The sequence below is a fragment of the Pantoea sp. X-Soil-MYKO-1785 genome (genome assembly GCF_059730675.1).
The window spans coordinates 152549-169084 of sequence record NZ_AP036002.1 but is presented as its reverse complement, the minus strand read 5'-3'; the positions used below and the strand labels follow the sequence as shown (position 1 = coordinate 169084).

Here is a 16536-nt window from a genome sequence, read left to right as displayed (position 1 = left end):
CGCGCTGGATGGTGATGACCGATGCGGGTAGCCTGCAGCCTGCCCCGACGGCGCGGCAGGCTATTGGCGCAGGCTGTCAATCGGGATGTTCCACTGGTTCAGCTTGTTGTAGAGCGCGGTGCGTGAAATTCCCAGCAGCTTAGCGGACTGCCGCAGATTACCGCCCTGGGCGCGAATGGTCTGTAAGATGCAGGCCCGCTCATTATCCTGCAGCAGGCTGGCTGGTTCTGCGGCGACCGGTGAGGCGCTGGCAATAAATTCGGCTGGCAGATCGGTTAGCCCGATGGTGCTGCTCTGGCAGAGGTTAACGATCCGCTCGACCAGATTTTCCAGCTCACGGACGTTGCCAGGCCAGTGCCAGGCCTGCAGGCAGCGCATCGCCTCTGGCGTCACCTGCGGCGGCAGTTTGTTCAGTCGCTGACAGAGCGCGCTGCTAAAGGTATTGACCAGATCGGGGATGTCGCTTCGACGATCCCGTAAGGCCGGAATGGTCAGCGAAATGACGTTGAGACGATAGAACAGGTCACGCCGGAATGCCCCCTGCTCCACCGCGCTCTGCAGGTCACAATGGGTGGCCGCCACGATGCGCACATCCACCTTTACCGGATGCGCAGCTCCGATGCGCAGCACCTCATTCTCCTGCAGCACGCGCAGCAGGCTGGTCTGCGCCTCCAGCGGCATTTCGCCAATCTCATCAAGGAACAGGGTGCCGCCATCGGCCAGCTCAAACTTTCCGGCCGATCCACCCCGTCGCGAGCCGGTAAAAGCGCCGTCAACGTAGCCGAACAGCTCGCTCTGCACCAGATCGCGCGGCAGCGCGCCACAGTTGACCGCAACAAATGACTCCTGCGACCGGCTGCTGGCGTTATGAATCGCCTGAGCAAACAGCTCCTTACCGGTGCCGCTTTCGCCGGTCAGCAGCACGGTGCTGTCGCTGCGGCTACTGGCTCGCGCATGCTGTATCGCCTGTTGCAGAGTGGGCGCATTGCCACGGATCATCTCAAAGGTATAGCTGGCGCTGACCCCGAGCACCCGCCGGGTGATCGCCCGAATCCGCTGGTTTTCGCGCAGCGATAAAATACGTCCACCATCCGGCGCTGGCATCAGTGATACCAGGCAGGAGACGCTGCGTCTGCCATCCGGGCGAAACACCATCTCGCGATCGTTACAGCAGGGAAGGGTGAGCAGCGAGCCAGATTGCGGCTGTAGCAGCTGGTCGATCGGCGCATCGTCCGTCGCCATGCCGGCAAAAATCTGACGGGCGTAACGATTCAGGGTTTTGATGCGGCCGTCGCGATCGCAGACCACCACGCCTTCATTCAGGGTTTCCAGAATCGACTGCTGCTCAGCCAGCAGGCGGCGCAGGGTCAGTTGCTGCCCAATCGCTTCGGCCGCCGCCTGCACCGTGCCCAGGGTGTGAACGTTGAAACTGTCAGGCGTTGCCGTCAGCGTCAGGACGCCGATCATCCGCCCGCTGGCATCACGAATCGGTGCCGCCGCGCACTGCTGGTTACGCGCACGAAGGGCCATCTTCCAGTTCTCTCCGCTCAGTACATAGACCAGCCGCTGTTCGCGTAAACAGCGTGCGGTGCAGTTGGTGCCCAGCACCTCTTCACGCAGGATGCTGCCGACCGGCGTCAGATCGCTGCCACAAAAGCTCAGCACCACGCCCTGTGCATCAGTCAGGTTGATGTGACCATCCGGATTGTAGGCCAGCAGGTTCTCCATCACGCTGTGCGCCACCGCAATCAGTTCACTGTTCTGGCTGAGAATAACGGCCACCTCGTCGGCATCGGGCGCGCTGTAGCTGAACCGGGTCGGATCGATGCCGCGTTGCCGGGAGCGTGTCCAGGATTGCAGGATGCTACTGCGGATCCAGTGCGGCTGTTCGCCCGCCACAAAAGCCTGCCATCCCTGTGCGAGTAGCTGTTCCCAGCGTGCCGCATCGCTGCCTTCAGGCAGGCTGAAAATGGCGTCGCTCTCTTCTTTATTCGGCAATAAATCGTGCAGCGTGGGCATTTCTGCCTCCGGGTCAGGATGAAATGTCCATTTTAATGACATGTTAAGTTGACATGTAAATTTTATTTTCATCCGGCCGCGGTTATCTGAGAGGTCGTTCACATAAAACCCGGTTTTAAAACTGGCACCTGTTTTGCAATCTTCAGACTAACGCTCACCGGAAAAAATTAACGGGAAAGTTAAGCTGTTATGCGTAAACATAATCTGAAATTGTTGCTGTTTATCTGTTCCATCGCCTCGCTCAGCGGGGTGATCCTCGGCTATGACGCCTCAGTTATTTCCGGGGTGATTGAGCCATTAACCGAACATCTTTCCCTGTCGCCGTGGCAAAGCGGTTGGGCTGTTTCAAACGTGATCCTCGGTTGCGTCGTGGGTGCCTGGAGCGTTGGCGCACTTTCTGACAGGATCGGCCGCAAGCCGACGCTGGTGATCACCGCGCTGCTATTTACGCTGTCAGCGGTAGGTTCAGCGCTGGCGGATACCCTGACCCAGTTCGTGCTTTACCGGCTGGTTGGCGGACTGGCCGTCGGCATGGCTTCAGCGATTACGCCGCTCTATATTGCTGAGGTTTCACCGAAAGACTGGCGCGGTCGGATGCTGGGTCTGCAGCAGATGCTGATGGTTGGCGGGCAGGTCACGGTTTATGTGGTCAACTATCTGATCGCCCGCGGCATGTCTCACAGCTGGATCGTCAGCGAAGGCTGGCGCTGGATGCTGGCGTCCGGCGTGGTGCCTTGCCTGCTGTTCCTGGCGCTGGTGCCGTTCATGCCGGAATCGCCGCGCTGGTTAGCGTTGAACGGGAAACGCGATCGCGCGCTGGCGGTGCTGACCCGTTTGTCTACGCCACAGCATGCGGCCCGCCTGCTGGCAGAGATCAGCGCTTCCGCTGCCGATCAGCGTGACGGCGGCGCCCGGCCCGCGTTACTGCGTGACGCCCGGGCGCGCTACATCCTGCTGATTGGTTGCGCCATCGCCATCCTGCAGCAGATCTCCGGCATTAATATTCTGCTCTATTACGCACCGTCACTGCTGCAGAACATCTCCTCCGATACGCAAACCTCGCTGTTCCACAGCATTTTCCTCGGGGTTGCGCTGCTGGCCGGGGTGGCCTTCTGTCTTAACGCCGTCGATCGCTGGGGACGTACCCGCTTGCTGCGCTGGGGGGCGCTGGGCTGTGCCGTCTGCCTGATGGTGACTTCGTGGGCCTTTATTTCGCAGACTGGCGGGCTGCTGCCGGTGATCGGACTGGTGGCGTTCGTGCTGATTTTCGGCATGTCATGGAGCCTTGGCGCCTGGTTACTGATCTCGGAAATTTTTCCCAACCGGATCCGCGCCGTCGCCATGGGATACGCCTTCTCATCGATGTATCTGGCTAACTTCATTGTCACCCAGAGTTTCCCGATGATGAATCGCAGCAGCCTGCTGATGGACCATTTTCACGGCGCGTTTCCGCTGATGCTGTGCGCCGTTGGCTGTCTGGTGGCCTTCTGGTTTGTGCAGCGTTTCCTGCCGGAAACCCGCGGCGTCTCACTGGAGCACATCGAGCCGCTGATGTTATCGAAATCCCGTCGCTTTGCCGCTGAGGCACAGCAGACATCCGGACCCTCTATCCAGCCTGACTGGGCAAACAATAAATAAACAGGAGTTGTTATGAATCATAAAACTGTGCGTGTGGGATTGATCGGCGCAGGCCGAATGGGCAGTTTTCATGCGGAGAATCTGGCGCTGCGGGTGCCCGGTGCCCGACTGACCGCCGTGGCGGATCTGCAGCCTGGTGCCGCGCAGCGGCTGGCGGATCGGCTGGGGGTTGAGAAGGCCTATACCGACCTGCAGGCATTACTCAACGACAGTGAGATTGATGCGGTGGCGATTGCGACGCCGGCCCGTACCCATGCTGAGCTGGTGATTGCCGCCGCGCAGGCCGGTAAGCATGTGTTCTGTGAAAAACCGATGGCGGTGACACTCGAGGAAGCTGACCGGGCAATTGCTGCAGCGAAAACGGCGGGCGTGGTGTTACAGGTCGGCTTTAACCGCCGCTTCAGTGCCGGCTTTGCCGCCGCCATCAGCGCAGTCAAAGCCGGTGAAAACGGCACTACCCAGCTAAGCCGCTCGGTGACCCGCGACCCCGCCTTACGCGATCCGGCCCCGATCCCGCAGTGGACCATCTTCCTGGAAACGCTGATCCACGACTTTGACACCCTGCTGCATTTCAACCCTGGTGCCCGACCGGTTGAAGTTTATGCGCTGGCGGATGCGCTGGTCCGGCCTGATTTCAAAGATAAGGGGCTGCTGGATACCTCAGTGGTGACCATCCGTTTCGATAACGGAGCGATTGCCACCGCCGAAGCTAATTTCCAGGCAGTCTACGGTTATGACGTGCGCGGCGAAGTGTTTGGCAGTAAAGGCATGCTGCAGGCCGGTAATTTCAATCAGGATAACTGTGTTCGTTATCACGCCGACGGTATTGCAATAGCAACCTCAAGGATGGATACCGACCTGCTGCGTGAGGCCTACGTGGCGGAAATGACCGAGTTTGCGCATTGCATCCTGCACGGTGAGACGCCACGCGCCACCGGCATTGATGCCCGCAATGCGCTGGAGATTGCCCTGGCCTGCATTGAGTCGGTGCAGCAGCGCAAGCCTGTCTTGCTGGGAGCACGCTAATGGCTGGTTATCAGTTATCCGTCTGTGCCGAAATGGTGTTTCTCGATTTGCCGTTTATCCGCCGGGTTGAGCGTATTCATGCACTGGGATTTGGGGTCGAGATCTGGAACTGGGCTAACAAGGATATCGATGCGCTGGTGGCGACCGGCGCGCGCTTCACCTCGATGACCGGCTATCTGAGCGGCAACCTGACGGATGAGGATCAAATCGAGCCGCTGCTGCAAAGTGCCGAAGCATCGCTGGCGGTTGCGGAACGGCTTAACTGCCCGAGCCTGAATCTGCACGGCACCGGACTGGATGAGAATGGCCAGGCGATCAGGCCGGTGGAGAGGGTGACCGGGGCGATGTGGCTTAAAGCGGCGGATACGCTGCGCCGCCTCGCCGCGCTCGGTGAGCGGGCCGGACGCGTCTTTACCCTGGAAAACCTCAATCTGGCGGTTGACCATCCGGGCACTCCCTTTGCCCGCGCGGCGGATACGCTGGCGCTGGTTGAGGCGGTCAACAGTCCGGCACTGAAGATGAATCTGGATCTCTATCACGCCCAGATTGGCGAAGGCAATCTGATTGAGCTGATCCGCCGCTGTGGTCCGGCAATCGGTGAAATACAGGTTGCGGATGTGCCGGGACGGATGCAGCCGGGCACCGGCGAAATCAACTATCGGGCGATAGCCCGCGCGCTGGAGCAGGCCGGCTATCGCGGCGTCGTGGCGCTGGAAGGCTGGGCGGCCGGCGACAGCGAACAGGCACTGGCGGAGTTCCGCGATCATTTCACCGTGTTGTAATCACCTCCCCGTCGGGTATTTGTCTGTTGCCCGACGGACTTATGACAATAAAAAACCCTACAGGATAACACCATGAAAACCAGACTAATCGCGTTGTTTCTCGGCATGCTGATCAGCGTGTCGGCCGCTGCTAAAACGCCCAAAATCGGCGTGGCGCTGGCAAACTTTGACCTTAATTTTGTTTCGATCCTGCGCACTCAAATGGTTGGGGAAATCAGCGCACTGAAGATGGATGGGCAGTTCGTTGATGCCAAAGGCGATGTTGCGCTGCAGGTACAACAGGTTGAGGATTTCATTAACCAGGGTGTGGATGCCATAATTCTCAACCCGGTGGATACCCAGGGCGTGTTACCGATGATTAAAGCGGCCCAGTCAGCAGGCATTCCATTGGTGTTTGTTAACCGCAAGCCGGAAGTTAAGCTGCCGGAAAATATGGCTTATGTCGGCTCAGATTCTGCGCTGGGCGGTGAAATGCAGATGGAAGCGCTGGCAAAGAGGATGAACTATCGCGGTAACGTCGCCATCCTGATGGGCGCGCTGTCGAACGAAGAGGCGCGGGAACGCACGCGGGCAGTGGAAGCGGTAATCGCAAAGTATAAGCAGATGGCGGTTATTGAAAAGCAGACTGCGCGCTGGCAGCGTAATGAAGCAGTGGATGTGGTGTCTGGCTGGTTGCTCAACCAGCGCCCGATTGATGCGATTGCCGCCAATAACGATGAAATGGCCATCGGGGCGATTATGGCGCTGAATCAGGCTAAAAACAGCCACATTCTGGTGGCGGGCATTGATGGTACGCCGGATGGTCAGCAGTTCGTCAAAACCGGCAAAATGGCGCTGACCATTTTTCAGGATGCAAAAGGGCAGGCGACCGGGGCGGTAAAAGTGGCGAAGGCGCTGCTGGATAAGCAGAAAGTGGATGAGATTAACTGGGTCCCCTATAAAACCATTACCCACGATAATTACGCAGAATTTGCGGCGGCCAACGCGCTGTAACATTGAGCGTGATTGGGCTTATATATTTATATCATAGGCGCCAGGTATATTCAGATATTGCCTGGCGCATCGGTAAATATTACTGGAGGCTTAATCAGATAAACCTGCGGTTTAATATAAACCGTGTGACGCTGAAAATAGCAACCTAAGGCCAGCAGGGTTCAATTATTGATATAAGAGAAAATGTGCTTCCCGACCGTTACCTCTTTGACAGGCTGGGTTATCCGTCAGGTCAAAATAGTTGCACACCGCTGATCTGTTTGTTTTGTCAAAATGTGAAACTGCACTCTTCAATAAGGATTTTAATCCTGACAGCATACAGGAATAAAAAAGCCGCTTAGCAGCGGCTGAAAGATTTTTATAAGATAACAGGTTGAAATAAATAAGCTTACCCGGCAGTGTGCCGGGTGGATGTTAATCGTACAGTTTAAAACCGTTCACAATGTCAGCTAAGCACTGCTGATCTTTTTCGGTCAGCATGGATGGCTTCGACAGGGTTAAGATCAGCAGATCTTCCATGTTCAACGTAAAAATGGCCTGTGTCTGATACTGGCGAATGTTATCAGGACGCAGGAAATCATACTTTATAAGTACACCCTCTGCCAGATTGTCACCCAGCGCAATCGGCTTGTATGCCGCCTGCTGCCAGTCTTTAACCTGCTTTTTTAAAATAACAAGCTGGCTTTCAATATACTCTTCGATACTGTTGTGATGGCCCAATACATCACGCGAAAGAGTAATTGGCGGCAGGGCAGAACGCTTATCGACAAAGGTATTAATTGTACGTTCACTGTATCCCTCAGGTAACGTAATCATACCTTCACTAAACTTACATATCTGATTTTTCATTTTTCGTTTCCATATGGTGTTCATTTTCTGTGCGCAAAAATAACTGTTCGGCAGTGATTTCGCTGATTTTACCGTTGTTTAGCATAACGATTCTGTCTGCGCTGCGGATGGTTTCCGGGCGATGCGCAATAATGATGCGTGTAGTGTTCATACGCTTAATCGCGTTATTGATTTGTGTTTCGTTATAAATATCCAGATGACTGGTGGCTTCATCGAGTACCAGGATTTGCGGTTCACGATAGAGTGCTCTGGCAAGCAAAATACGTTGCAACTGACCGCCAGAGAGAAAAGATCCCATATCGCCGACCAGACTTTGATAATTCATCGGCATTTTCATAATATCGCCATGAATCTGCGCCAGACGTGCCACGCGAGTAATTTTGGCCTGGTCGGGTTCATTATCAAAAAAGCTGATATTTTCACTAATCGATCCAGAAAAGAGTATATCGTCCTGCATCACACAGCCAATACGGTTGCGGTGATTCTGCAACCCGGTCTGTTTGATATCCATGCCGCCAACGGTGATGACGCCACTCTCCGGATGTAATAAACCGAGAATAATTTTCGCCAGCGTGGTTTTACCCTGACCCGATGGGCCAACTATGGCCACGCTTTCACCTGCTTTAATCGTGAGGCTGATATCGTCAATCACCCAGGGTTCAGTCGGTGCATAGCGGAAGCAAATATTTTCGAGCACCAGATCCGGAGCGGAGTGGGGTTCGTCGCGGTGACCGCTCAAATCAGGGCTGACTTCTGCAGTGGGTTCGGTCTCAGATAAGACGATGTCAGCCAGACGTTCTCCATGCATACGCAGCATACGGAAATCAATAATCGCATTGATTAAACCTGCACCACGACTCATAAACTGATCGGAAAAGCTGATAAACGCGGTGAGCATACCGGCAGAAAAGTTACCATCCAGCACCTGTAACGCTGCCAGCCATACCAGTACCACCCGACCTACCGAGGTCAGTATTCCCTGCGCCGAACCAAACAGGATATTGAGCTTCTGCATCACGATCCCTTTATTGGTACTCTCCACCAAAAAATTCATGTAGGCGGCAAGACGTGGGACCTGTTTATTGTTGGTTTTTACCGCCTGGATACCGCGCAGCGTTTCCAGCAGCGACGACTGGGTGCGCGCTGAGCTGATGATCTGCTCCTCATTTGCGCGCCGCACCGGATCATAGGCGAGGAAGCGCAACAGGCCGTAAGCAATAAAGAGCGCGATGACCAGCCACGCCAGTTTGGCGTTATAGATAAACAGCATCATGACGGTGACAATCGACATCACACCATCCAGTACGGTACTGATGAAACGTGAAGTCAGCGTGCTTTGAATGGTGTTGAGTGAACCGTAGCGTGACAAAATATCGCCGACGTGACGTGACTCAAACCAGTCAAGCGGCAGCTTCAGCATATGCTGGCAGACATTAATGGTCCATTGCACACTGAGCTGACTTGAGAACCAGCTCATCACCCAGGAGCGGAGTGCAGTAATCATAGTCTGGAAGACAGCAATCATGATGAAGCCAACCCCCAGCAGGGTTAACAGCGAATAGTCGGCGGATACCAGTACCATATCCATTACCCACTGCATAAAAAACGGGGATAATACGCCGAACAACTCCAGCGCTATCGACAGGATCAGTACCTGAGCGAACGCAGACTTGACACCCGTTACGCTGCCGACCAACTTCATCATTGAGATGCTGGCTTTTTCCTCTTTCACTTCAAAGGTCGAAGAGGGAATAAGCTCCAGTGCGACGCCGGTAAATGCGTTTGAGGCTTCTTTAAAGGTCAGTACCCGAATACCGCGTGCGGGATCGTGCAGGGTGATCTTATTGCCGCGGACTTTTTTAAGCACGACAAAATGGTTCAGCTCCCAGTGCAGAATGCAGGGCATACGCAGTTTCGACAGCTCTTCAAGATCAACGCGCAGCGCACGTGAACTCATATTTAGCCGTTGTGCCATCGCAATGACATCGGCAAGCGTGGCACCTTTAAGCGAGGTTGCAAACTGTCTGCGCAGGGTGATCATATCGATCTCATGCCCATGATAGTTAGCAACCATGCCCAGGCAAGCCAGTCCACATTCGGTCGCTTGTGACTGACGGATCATCGGCAGACGGTTAAACCATCTGAAATTAAGCTTATCTTTTAACAACACAGCACAGACCTTTTAATCAGAGCGAAATTTTGTGGCCGAGCGCGAATAACGGCTCCAGGACCCACTCGTACAGGCGACGTTTGTCGACAATAAAATCGGCGTCGAGCGCCATACCGGGTTTAAGGGATTCATTTTGTTGATAGGCCTGGATAGTTTGCTTATCCAATGCCACCAGCACCCGGTATTGTTGTTCCTGGATGTTGTTTTTCCCGGTTAATATGGTGACTTCTTGCGGGGTGAGGGCGGTGCGTGAAACTTCGAGCACTTTGCCGTATTGCTGACCAAACTTTTGATAGGGGAAAGCTTTATAGCGGAGCACGACGCGTTGTCCGGGCTGAATAAAACCGATCGATTGGGTATTTACCATGACGCGAGCGACCAGCTCACTGTCACTGGGCAAAATGGCAATTGCCGACTGCCCTGCATTCAGCATTTGACCGTTCTTGATCATAATCATGCCGATATAACCGCTTTTCGGTGCCCGTAATTCAAAAGAGCGCCGGGCTTCGTTTTCAACCAGCGACTGCCGATTATCCGCCAGCTGTCGCTCAATATCGTTGCGCTTTTTCGCTTCATCAAGCGGCTTTTCATTCAGTTGCTGCTGCGTCTGAAGGATTTTCTGAGCAATATCCAGCAGCTGTCGTTGATATTCCTGATAGCGCGCCTGACTGTCGAGCAGTGCCGACTCCTGCTCTTCCATTTGACGATTAGAGGCGTAGCCCTGGTTATGCATGGCATTCAACTTAGTCAGCTGCAATCGCGCCAGCTCGACCTGTTTTTTACGATGCGTTAACTGAAGACGCAGTTGCTCCTGCTGTAATTTAAGACTATTGACGGTCTCTTTTAGCCCCTGCATTTCCACTTCATGCAACTTGCCAAGGGTCGCGAGGTCCTGTTCCAGACGTTTACGCTGCGCAGCCAGGTTTTCTGCAACCACCTGACGCGTCTGACCAAATTGAGTCGAGACTTCTGATGACAACACCATCAATACATCGCCTTTCTCGACACGCTGACCCTCTTTAACCGGAATATCAATTACCGTTGCGCTTACCGGTGGGGGAATAATCAGCATGCCGTTTTTTGGCAACAACTCGCCGGTAGAGGATTCATATTTGGTATAACTGCCAAAAATAAAAAAGAGTGTTGTGGCGGCAGTAATTACTATCACGATGGAAATAACCAGCCATCGGTACGGCGGACAATAAAGAGCGACGGTGCCCAGACTGCCGCGATTAGCAGCATCAAGTGCTTCCTGGCGAAAAAGTGACTGTTCCATTTAACTATTCATCGTAGGTGGGAGGATTAACGGCACTGAAAAAAATTCAGCATCTCAATTGATAACGATCCGGTGCTTTGCACCAGGTTAAGCAGCGCGTTGAGGTAGTTAAGCCGTGCTTCAGCCTGATCTTTTAGTGCGCTGTAATATTTCTGCTGGGCGTCCATTTCATCGTTAACCGTTCGGAAGCCCATCTCGCGACCATATTTGACCGAGACGACTTTCTCCCGCGCCGATGAAACCGCATTTTTTTCCGCGTCGATAAGCGCTTTACCATTGGTAAGACTGAGCCAGGCAGAGCGTGTTTCCTGAATGGCTTTGCGCTGTGCTTCTATGGTGCTGAACCTTGACGCTTCGCGGCGGTATGACGCTTCAAAGGATTGGGACAATTGATTGCCGCCGGCAAACAGCGGAACGGAGACATTTACCCCATATTGCAGGTTATTACTTTTCGAATTCGTTCCGAAAATAGCGTCATAGAGGAAGTTTTGGTCATTATCATTCCGGCTCCAGTTGGTGCCATAGCTGGCATACAGCGACACCACCGGCATATGAGCGGCATCGGCGGCCAATACATCCGCATCCGCCTGATCGTGCTGGAACATCGCAACCTTTATATCAGTGTTACGCTGCTGACTGGCACTGATCGCTTCGGATAATGTTGAATAGGAGATGGCGTTAAGACACTGGAAATTAACCGGTTCCAGGGTGTCAGGATTAATACCTGATAAGCGACGCACCGCTTCTCCTGCCAGCAGCAGTTGATTGCTGGCCTCAATCTGTTTGGCCTGAGCAATGGCATAGTTCGCCTTCGCCTCATCCACTTCGGTACGGGTATTTTGCCCGTTGTTTAAACCGGCCTGCAGCTTTGCCATTTGCTGTTTAAAGTTGTGACTTGCCGCCTGTGCTGCCTGCAGAACTTCCTGCTGATACAGCACGGTAAAATAAGCATTGGCTACCGTACCCAGCAGTTTTTCTTCAGCCTGACGTGCCTGTGCTTCGGCGGTATTGGCAATAGCAACGCCTTTACGCCATCCTGCATATTTACTCATATCAAACAGCGGTTGCCTGACGCGAACATCATAATTATGCGAAGTAACACCGCTCTGGTATTTCTTATCAGGCTGTTCCTGACGATCCCAGCTGCCCTCAAGCGTGAGCGTTGGTAACATTCCTGACATTCCCTGCCAGTATTTTTGTTTATCTGCCTCACTGGTTTGCTGGCTGGCCTGTAGTGCGGAGTCGTAATTCAATGCGGCTTGCGCAGCTTGCTGTAAGTTTGTTGCATGTGTATAAGCTGGCATACACATAAACATCAGCACGAGTCTGTTTACGTTATGAGTTTTCATTTTATTCGCTGTTTCATACATTAAAAATGCCTGGGTTAAATTAATTCCTGGGCAAAAACATATTTTATTAATTCTGTATTAGACTGCAGATGTAGCTTTCGCATTGCATTATATTTTTGCGTTGCAATAGTGCTGACGCTGCGCTTACGTATTTTGGCGATATCCATCAGGCTGTAACCCATAGCAAATAATCGGACGATCTCATTTTCTGACGGTGATAAAAGGCTGTTCGTTGTGCCGATAATTATCTCCTGTGCCAGGTATTTCATTTTCTCTGAATAATATATTCCTTTGTTGGCTGAAGATATCCAGTGAAAAGCCTCAATCAGTTGCTTGCAATCATCACGTTTATTCACAATGCCTGCGACAGGGATTTGCAATAATTTATTCAACATGGAAGGGCTGTTCTGACCGGTGAAAATGATGATATTAAGATCAGGTAGTTGCTTATGTATTTCCTCAATTATTTTTACACCATTTAAGTCATAACGTTCAAAGCTAAAGCTGAAGTCGGTAATCAATATATCAGGTGTGGTATCCTTAAGTTTGACTAGCAGGTCTTCTTTATTAACAGGAAGGGCCTGGATTTCGTGCTGAAAGAACCCCGTTGATAAAATGGACTGAACTGCGTAAAAAATGAATGGGCTCTCATCAGATACACCAATCCGTAGCGTATTTTTGGTTTGGTTAAAGTCCACTGACAAATCCTTTGATCAGTTAGAATTGAATAAAGCAGGCTCTGACGAGCCTTGCTTGTGTTTACTGATAACTTATTGTGTAAGTTGCTACTGCATTGGCACTTCCCGGACTTACTGTCTCAGCAGTCTGATAGTAACGTGCATATAACGGCACGCTGACTAAAGCCGTTGATAAAGGATAAGAAGCAACATTAAAGGGCGACGCTAATGCGATCGGTTGCTGGTTTTCGTTCAGTATCTGAACACCGACGCCGCTGGCGGATGAGCTTGAATTCAGGCTTAGAACACCCAAATCCGATAAACCGCTCACCGCATCGCCATCGAACTGCATCAATACATCAAACGTACCTGATAACAACGATTCACAATTTAGCTGAATATTAAACGGAACAGCATCGCTGGTCTGTCCAACCCCAGCCCCTAATCCACTGCTTTTACTGGTCGAATAACTGCCTAACGGCACCACCTGATTCACATTACTGGCGACGGAACAGGTTTCATCTTTTATGGTGATAGCATTATTTCGCAGGTTAGTTGCTACATAGTTTTCATCACTGCCAATCACCGCAGAGCCGATCTGAAACAGGTTAAGGGTGGTACGCGTAACCGGTTTTAAATCAGAAGACGTGCGCACAATTTTAAAAGGAACGTCCAGAGTAAACTCAGTATAATCATTCAGAACGCCGCCGCCGGTGATACCCGCATAAGTGGTAATCATTTTCCCGGTAGCCACACTCCCGGCCTGATTTGAATATTCACCACCGTAACCCAGGTACAGTGTTAGTCCGTAGCCTAACGACCCCTCAGGCATTGCTAATCGTTTAAAATAGACTTCTGCACTCAGGTTTTCTTGATAATCGAGGAAGTTGAGGCCACATTTCACGTCAACTTTCATACTACCCTCATAGACCGTGGTACCAATAGGGATCGCTGAGGAAAGCGTAATGCCTATCGTTTTCATATCTAACGCTGTAGTCGTTAAGGGCGCCTTACAGATTAATTTGGTATCAGCCGCCGCACGCGCGCTGGTTGCGGTTAAGCCGATGATGTTAAGCGCTAAAAGAGTCAGGGCACTTATTCCGGTTATTTTCTTAACAATCATAAAAAAATTCATAATCATGCTTCCCGTTAACCCTGAGTGTCATTGTCGTTTTTGCCGTTCGAAACATAGCGAACAGGCTGATTTTGATCGCTGCTACATATCGTGGTGAGTCTGGCAAGCGTCTTAGTTTCGCTCGCTTTCACTGCACCCGACTCCAGGTTAACCAGGCAGTTATCAATCGGCGCTTTGCCCCATGAGACATGCAGACGACTAATATCTTTATTCAACCTCACATAAATTTGCCCACCCTGAGAAACGGTGGTAACCAGGTTGCCATTTTCATCATTAACCGATGCACCAAAAGGTAAAGCTTCTCCGTTAAGCTGATTAGCGCGAATCAACAGCGGCTTACCTTTACTGGTTTTATAGTCGAGTCTGACGACTGCCCCTTCAACCGGAATGACGCGTTGCTGCGTCGCTTCCATTTCGACATCAAGCGGGATACCTTTCGGATCGATTGCCAGCTCGTTTATACGGTACGGATTAAGATTCGGTACTATAGCCCGACCACTGCTATTAAGCACAATGTTGGGATAACCCAGAACCCTGGCTCCCGCGGCATCTTCAGCACTAACCACAGCATAGGTTGATGACTGATAAGCGCTGAAAGTCAGGCTATCTGGTAATACTACCAGGGCGCCGCTGGCCCCACCCGATGCTGAATAATAATTCTCGCCTTTAGTATAAGAGGCGGTTAATGTGCTGTAAGGAGAACGGTATTGTCCACTCACCGAACCTGACTTATTATTTTCAATATCGCGTGCTACGCCAACGTTATAATTGAACTGGTTTTGATCACCTGCAATCCCATTGATCGACGTTTGAGCATTAACGCCATCTTTACTATGCGTTGCACTGGCCGTTAAATAGCGTCTGTTATCGCTGCCTAAAGGGACAGAGAAATCAAGTGATAGTTGTGTATCATGTCCACCGGTTGAATATAATAATCGGTTCGCCGAGATTGTATAGGATACTTGCCCGATTAGATTGTTATAGCCGAGTTGGAATTGAGTATTGGTACCGGTATCATTCCAGTAGTTTTGAATGAAACCAGTAAGATACAGACTCCCAAATGACTCTTCAAAATTTTGGCTGGCGGTCAATGAAAAACGTTGTTTAGGACGTGAAATATAATTACCAGTACCATTTTTACCATGAATTTTATAATAGTTGTTAATTTGTAAGGCGTTATCAAAGCTGTAATAGCCGGAAGATGAGAAACGATAGGCAGCGAGGGTGAAGTTAGTATTAGTCTGAGAGACTTTTTTACTGTAAGTCGCCCGATAGCTGACGCCCTGTTTTTTTTCATCTGAATAGGTTGTCTTCGCGGCCGTCATATCCAGAGAGATGGAACCAATCGGTAAGCCAAACGCGCCACCGAATAGTAGTGAGGTGTAATTATCTGAGCCTAAAATACCTGAGTAACCGGTAAAGCTATTACTGAAGCCATGCTGAAGAGTGCCCTGGTAGACTGACGGGGTATAAACCAAATTATCACGGCGTGAGACCCCGCCAGTCAGTGAATAGTAAGTCATGCCGGGGCGTTTTAAGCGTGCCATCGCTGCATAAGGTACAGAAAACCGGCTTTCACTACCGTCAGCTTCTTTAACGGTAACGTCCAGATCTCCGCCATAACCGGTCGGGTAAAGGTCAGTGATATTGAATGCACCTGGCGAGACGGTGGTTTCATAAATTTTATTACCGTTTTGACTCACGGTAACCTGAGCGTTGGTTCGCGCGACACCACGAATTTCGGGAGCATATCCGCGCTGTGAGTCTGGCCACATCTGGTCAACGGTTGAAATCTGAGCGCCGCGGAAGGAAAGGGTGTCGAAAATTTCACCACTGGTATTGCCTTCGCCCAACAGTAAACGCGATTTCAAGAGCGGGATATCACGCTGCACATAAGTGTTCATGTCATCATAACGATGATTTTCTTTTCCCTGCTGACGCCGCCAGCTGAGCGCACCATCGTGACGGAACATCCAGCCGCCAAGGTTGAAGCCGGCCAGCGCCCGGCCATAGAAAGAGTCATACTCCCGGCCGCCGTTGTAAACGGACCGATAATAGTTAGTGTTATAGTTCAGACTAAAAGCGGTTTCGCCTTTATCCCAGAACTCCGGTGCGACATAGCCCCGCGCCGATCGCAGCAGGTAGATTTGCGGAATAGAAATATCCATTTGCATATCTGCACTATTTATTGCAGCATTACTGTTCTCGATAACGTCTTCGAGAGACAAACAGTTTTTTCCGGCGCGTAATTCTTCTGCCTGCTGAGAGTTAAATACACTGTCTTTGATAGACAGGCTTTTTACCAGATCGTATGAAAGACACGCCTTAGTATCGTCTCCGTCACGTATAACGCGAACGTTATCCCTACCGACCTGGCGGCCATTAAGAAAAATGTCCAGCGTATAGATGCCAGGATCTATTGGATTGCCATTAGCATAACGCGTGACGTCAACTTTTACCCCTGCCCGGTTTTTTACAAATGATTCATCAAAGTCAACGTTGTTTTCAGCGAGGGCTGAGGTTGTTGCAGCGGTCAGAAATAGAGCTAAAAAAGAGCGACAAAAATGTTTGCCCGCTGGCTTCTTTACAGAGACTGTCCTTGCCATCATGATTACCCTAAAT

At 51.6% G+C, this 16536-nt stretch carries 12 protein-coding genes; 4 read left to right on the top strand and 8 right to left on the bottom strand.

What is annotated here, in order from left to right; translation table 11 throughout:
* Positions 1 to 60: 60 nt before the first annotated feature.
* Positions 61 to 2019, bottom strand: coding sequence for a sigma-54-dependent Fis family transcriptional regulator (locus AC6I8D_RS23945; protein ID WP_497821127.1), 1959 nt, complete (start codon positions 2017 to 2019; stop codon positions 61 to 63).
* A gap of 189 nt (positions 2020 to 2208) precedes the next feature.
* Between AC6I8D_RS23945 and AC6I8D_RS23940 the strand changes: the two genes are divergently transcribed.
* The 4 genes from AC6I8D_RS23940 to AC6I8D_RS23925 all read left to right on the top strand — a co-directional run bounded on the left by AC6I8D_RS23940 (position 2209) and on the right by AC6I8D_RS23925 (position 6458).
* On the top strand, positions 2209 to 3657 hold the full coding sequence (locus tag AC6I8D_RS23940) for a sugar porter family MFS transporter (RefSeq protein WP_312056221.1): 1449 nt from the start codon (positions 2209 to 2211) through the stop codon (positions 3655 to 3657).
* A gap of 12 nt (positions 3658 to 3669) precedes the next feature.
* Positions 3670 to 4683: a Gfo/Idh/MocA family oxidoreductase gene (locus AC6I8D_RS23935; protein ID WP_497821126.1), complete on the top strand. Its 1014-nt coding sequence runs from the start codon at positions 3670 to 3672 to the stop codon at positions 4681 to 4683.
* Positions 4683 to 5465 (top strand): TIM barrel protein, encoded by a 783-nt coding sequence (locus AC6I8D_RS23930; RefSeq protein ID WP_312760066.1) that lies wholly within the window; start codon positions 4683 to 4685, stop codon positions 5463 to 5465. The genes AC6I8D_RS23935 and AC6I8D_RS23930 overlap by 1 nt, the downstream gene beginning before the upstream one ends.
* A 72-nt stretch (positions 5466 to 5537) precedes the next feature.
* Complete coding sequence (locus AC6I8D_RS23925; protein WP_497821125.1) at positions 5538 to 6458, top strand: substrate-binding domain-containing protein; 921 nt, start codon at positions 5538 to 5540, stop codon at positions 6456 to 6458.
* Positions 6459 to 6872: 414 nt separating this feature from the next.
* On the opposite strand, the gene AC6I8D_RS23920 is transcribed toward AC6I8D_RS23925, so the two are convergent.
* From AC6I8D_RS23920 to AC6I8D_RS23890, 7 genes are all read right to left on the bottom strand, one after another.
* Positions 6873 to 7307: a DcrB-related protein gene (locus AC6I8D_RS23920; protein WP_312056215.1), complete on the bottom strand. Its 435-nt coding sequence runs from the start codon at positions 7305 to 7307 to the stop codon at positions 6873 to 6875.
* Positions 7288 to 9477 (bottom strand): peptidase domain-containing ABC transporter, encoded by a 2190-nt coding sequence (locus AC6I8D_RS23915; RefSeq protein WP_312760070.1) that lies wholly within the window; start codon positions 9475 to 9477, stop codon positions 7288 to 7290. Before AC6I8D_RS23915 ends, AC6I8D_RS23920 begins: the two co-directional genes overlap by 20 nt.
* A 16-nt stretch (positions 9478 to 9493) precedes the next feature.
* Positions 9494 to 10753: an HlyD family secretion protein gene (locus tag AC6I8D_RS23910; protein ID WP_312056213.1), complete on the bottom strand. Its 1260-nt coding sequence runs from the start codon at positions 10751 to 10753 to the stop codon at positions 9494 to 9496.
* A 26-nt stretch (positions 10754 to 10779) separates the two neighbouring features.
* Positions 10780 to 12057 carry a TolC family outer membrane protein gene (locus AC6I8D_RS23905; RefSeq protein ID WP_497821124.1) on the bottom strand — a complete coding sequence of 426 codons (1278 nt, stop codon included), beginning with the start codon at positions 12055 to 12057 and terminating at the stop codon, positions 10780 to 10782.
* Positions 12058 to 12137: 80 nt separating this feature from the next.
* Positions 12138 to 12800, bottom strand: a complete 663-nt coding sequence (locus AC6I8D_RS23900; protein WP_497821123.1) for a response regulator — start codon at positions 12798 to 12800, stop codon at positions 12138 to 12140.
* Between the two features lie 61 nt (positions 12801 to 12861).
* A complete protein-coding gene (locus AC6I8D_RS23895; protein WP_312056208.1) occupies positions 12862 to 13914 on the bottom strand; it encodes a fimbrial protein in 1053 nt (350 codons plus the stop codon).
* 14 nt (positions 13915 to 13928) lie between these two features.
* Entirely contained in the window at positions 13929 to 16523 is a 2595-nt protein-coding gene (locus AC6I8D_RS23890) for a fimbria/pilus outer membrane usher protein (protein WP_497821122.1), read from the bottom strand.
* Between the last annotated feature and the right edge of the window lie 13 nt (positions 16524 to 16536).

What these genes read in the sequence shown, in the direction of transcription:
- AC6I8D_RS23945 (WP_497821127.1), bottom strand. Translation starts at nt 2,019, where the DNA reads ATGCCCACGCTGCACGATTTATTGCCGAATAAAGAAGAGAGCGACGCC.
- AC6I8D_RS23940 (WP_312056221.1), top strand. Translation starts at nt 2,209, where the DNA reads ATGCGTAAACATAATCTGAAATTGTTGCTGTTTATCTGTTCCATCGCC.
- AC6I8D_RS23935 (WP_497821126.1), top strand. Translation starts at nt 3,670, where the DNA reads ATGAATCATAAAACTGTGCGTGTGGGATTGATCGGCGCAGGCCGAATG.
- AC6I8D_RS23930 (WP_312760066.1), top strand. Translation starts at nt 4,683, where the DNA reads ATGGCTGGTTATCAGTTATCCGTCTGTGCCGAAATGGTGTTTCTCGAT.
- AC6I8D_RS23925 (WP_497821125.1), top strand. Translation starts at nt 5,538, where the DNA reads ATGAAAACCAGACTAATCGCGTTGTTTCTCGGCATGCTGATCAGCGTG.
- AC6I8D_RS23920 (WP_312056215.1), bottom strand. Translation starts at nt 7,307, where the DNA reads ATGAAAAATCAGATATGTAAGTTTAGTGAAGGTATGATTACGTTACCT.
- AC6I8D_RS23910 (WP_312056213.1), bottom strand. Translation starts at nt 10,753, where the DNA reads ATGGAACAGTCACTTTTTCGCCAGGAAGCACTTGATGCTGCTAATCGC.
- AC6I8D_RS23905 (WP_497821124.1), bottom strand. Translation starts at nt 12,057, where the DNA reads ATGCCAGCTTATACACATGCAACAAACTTACAGCAAGCTGCGCAAGCC.
- AC6I8D_RS23895 (WP_312056208.1), bottom strand. Translation starts at nt 13,914, where the DNA reads ATGAATTTTTTTATGATTGTTAAGAAAATAACCGGAATAAGTGCCCTG.
- AC6I8D_RS23890 (WP_497821122.1), bottom strand. Translation starts at nt 16,523, where the DNA reads ATGATGGCAAGGACAGTCTCTGTAAAGAAGCCAGCGGGCAAACATTTT.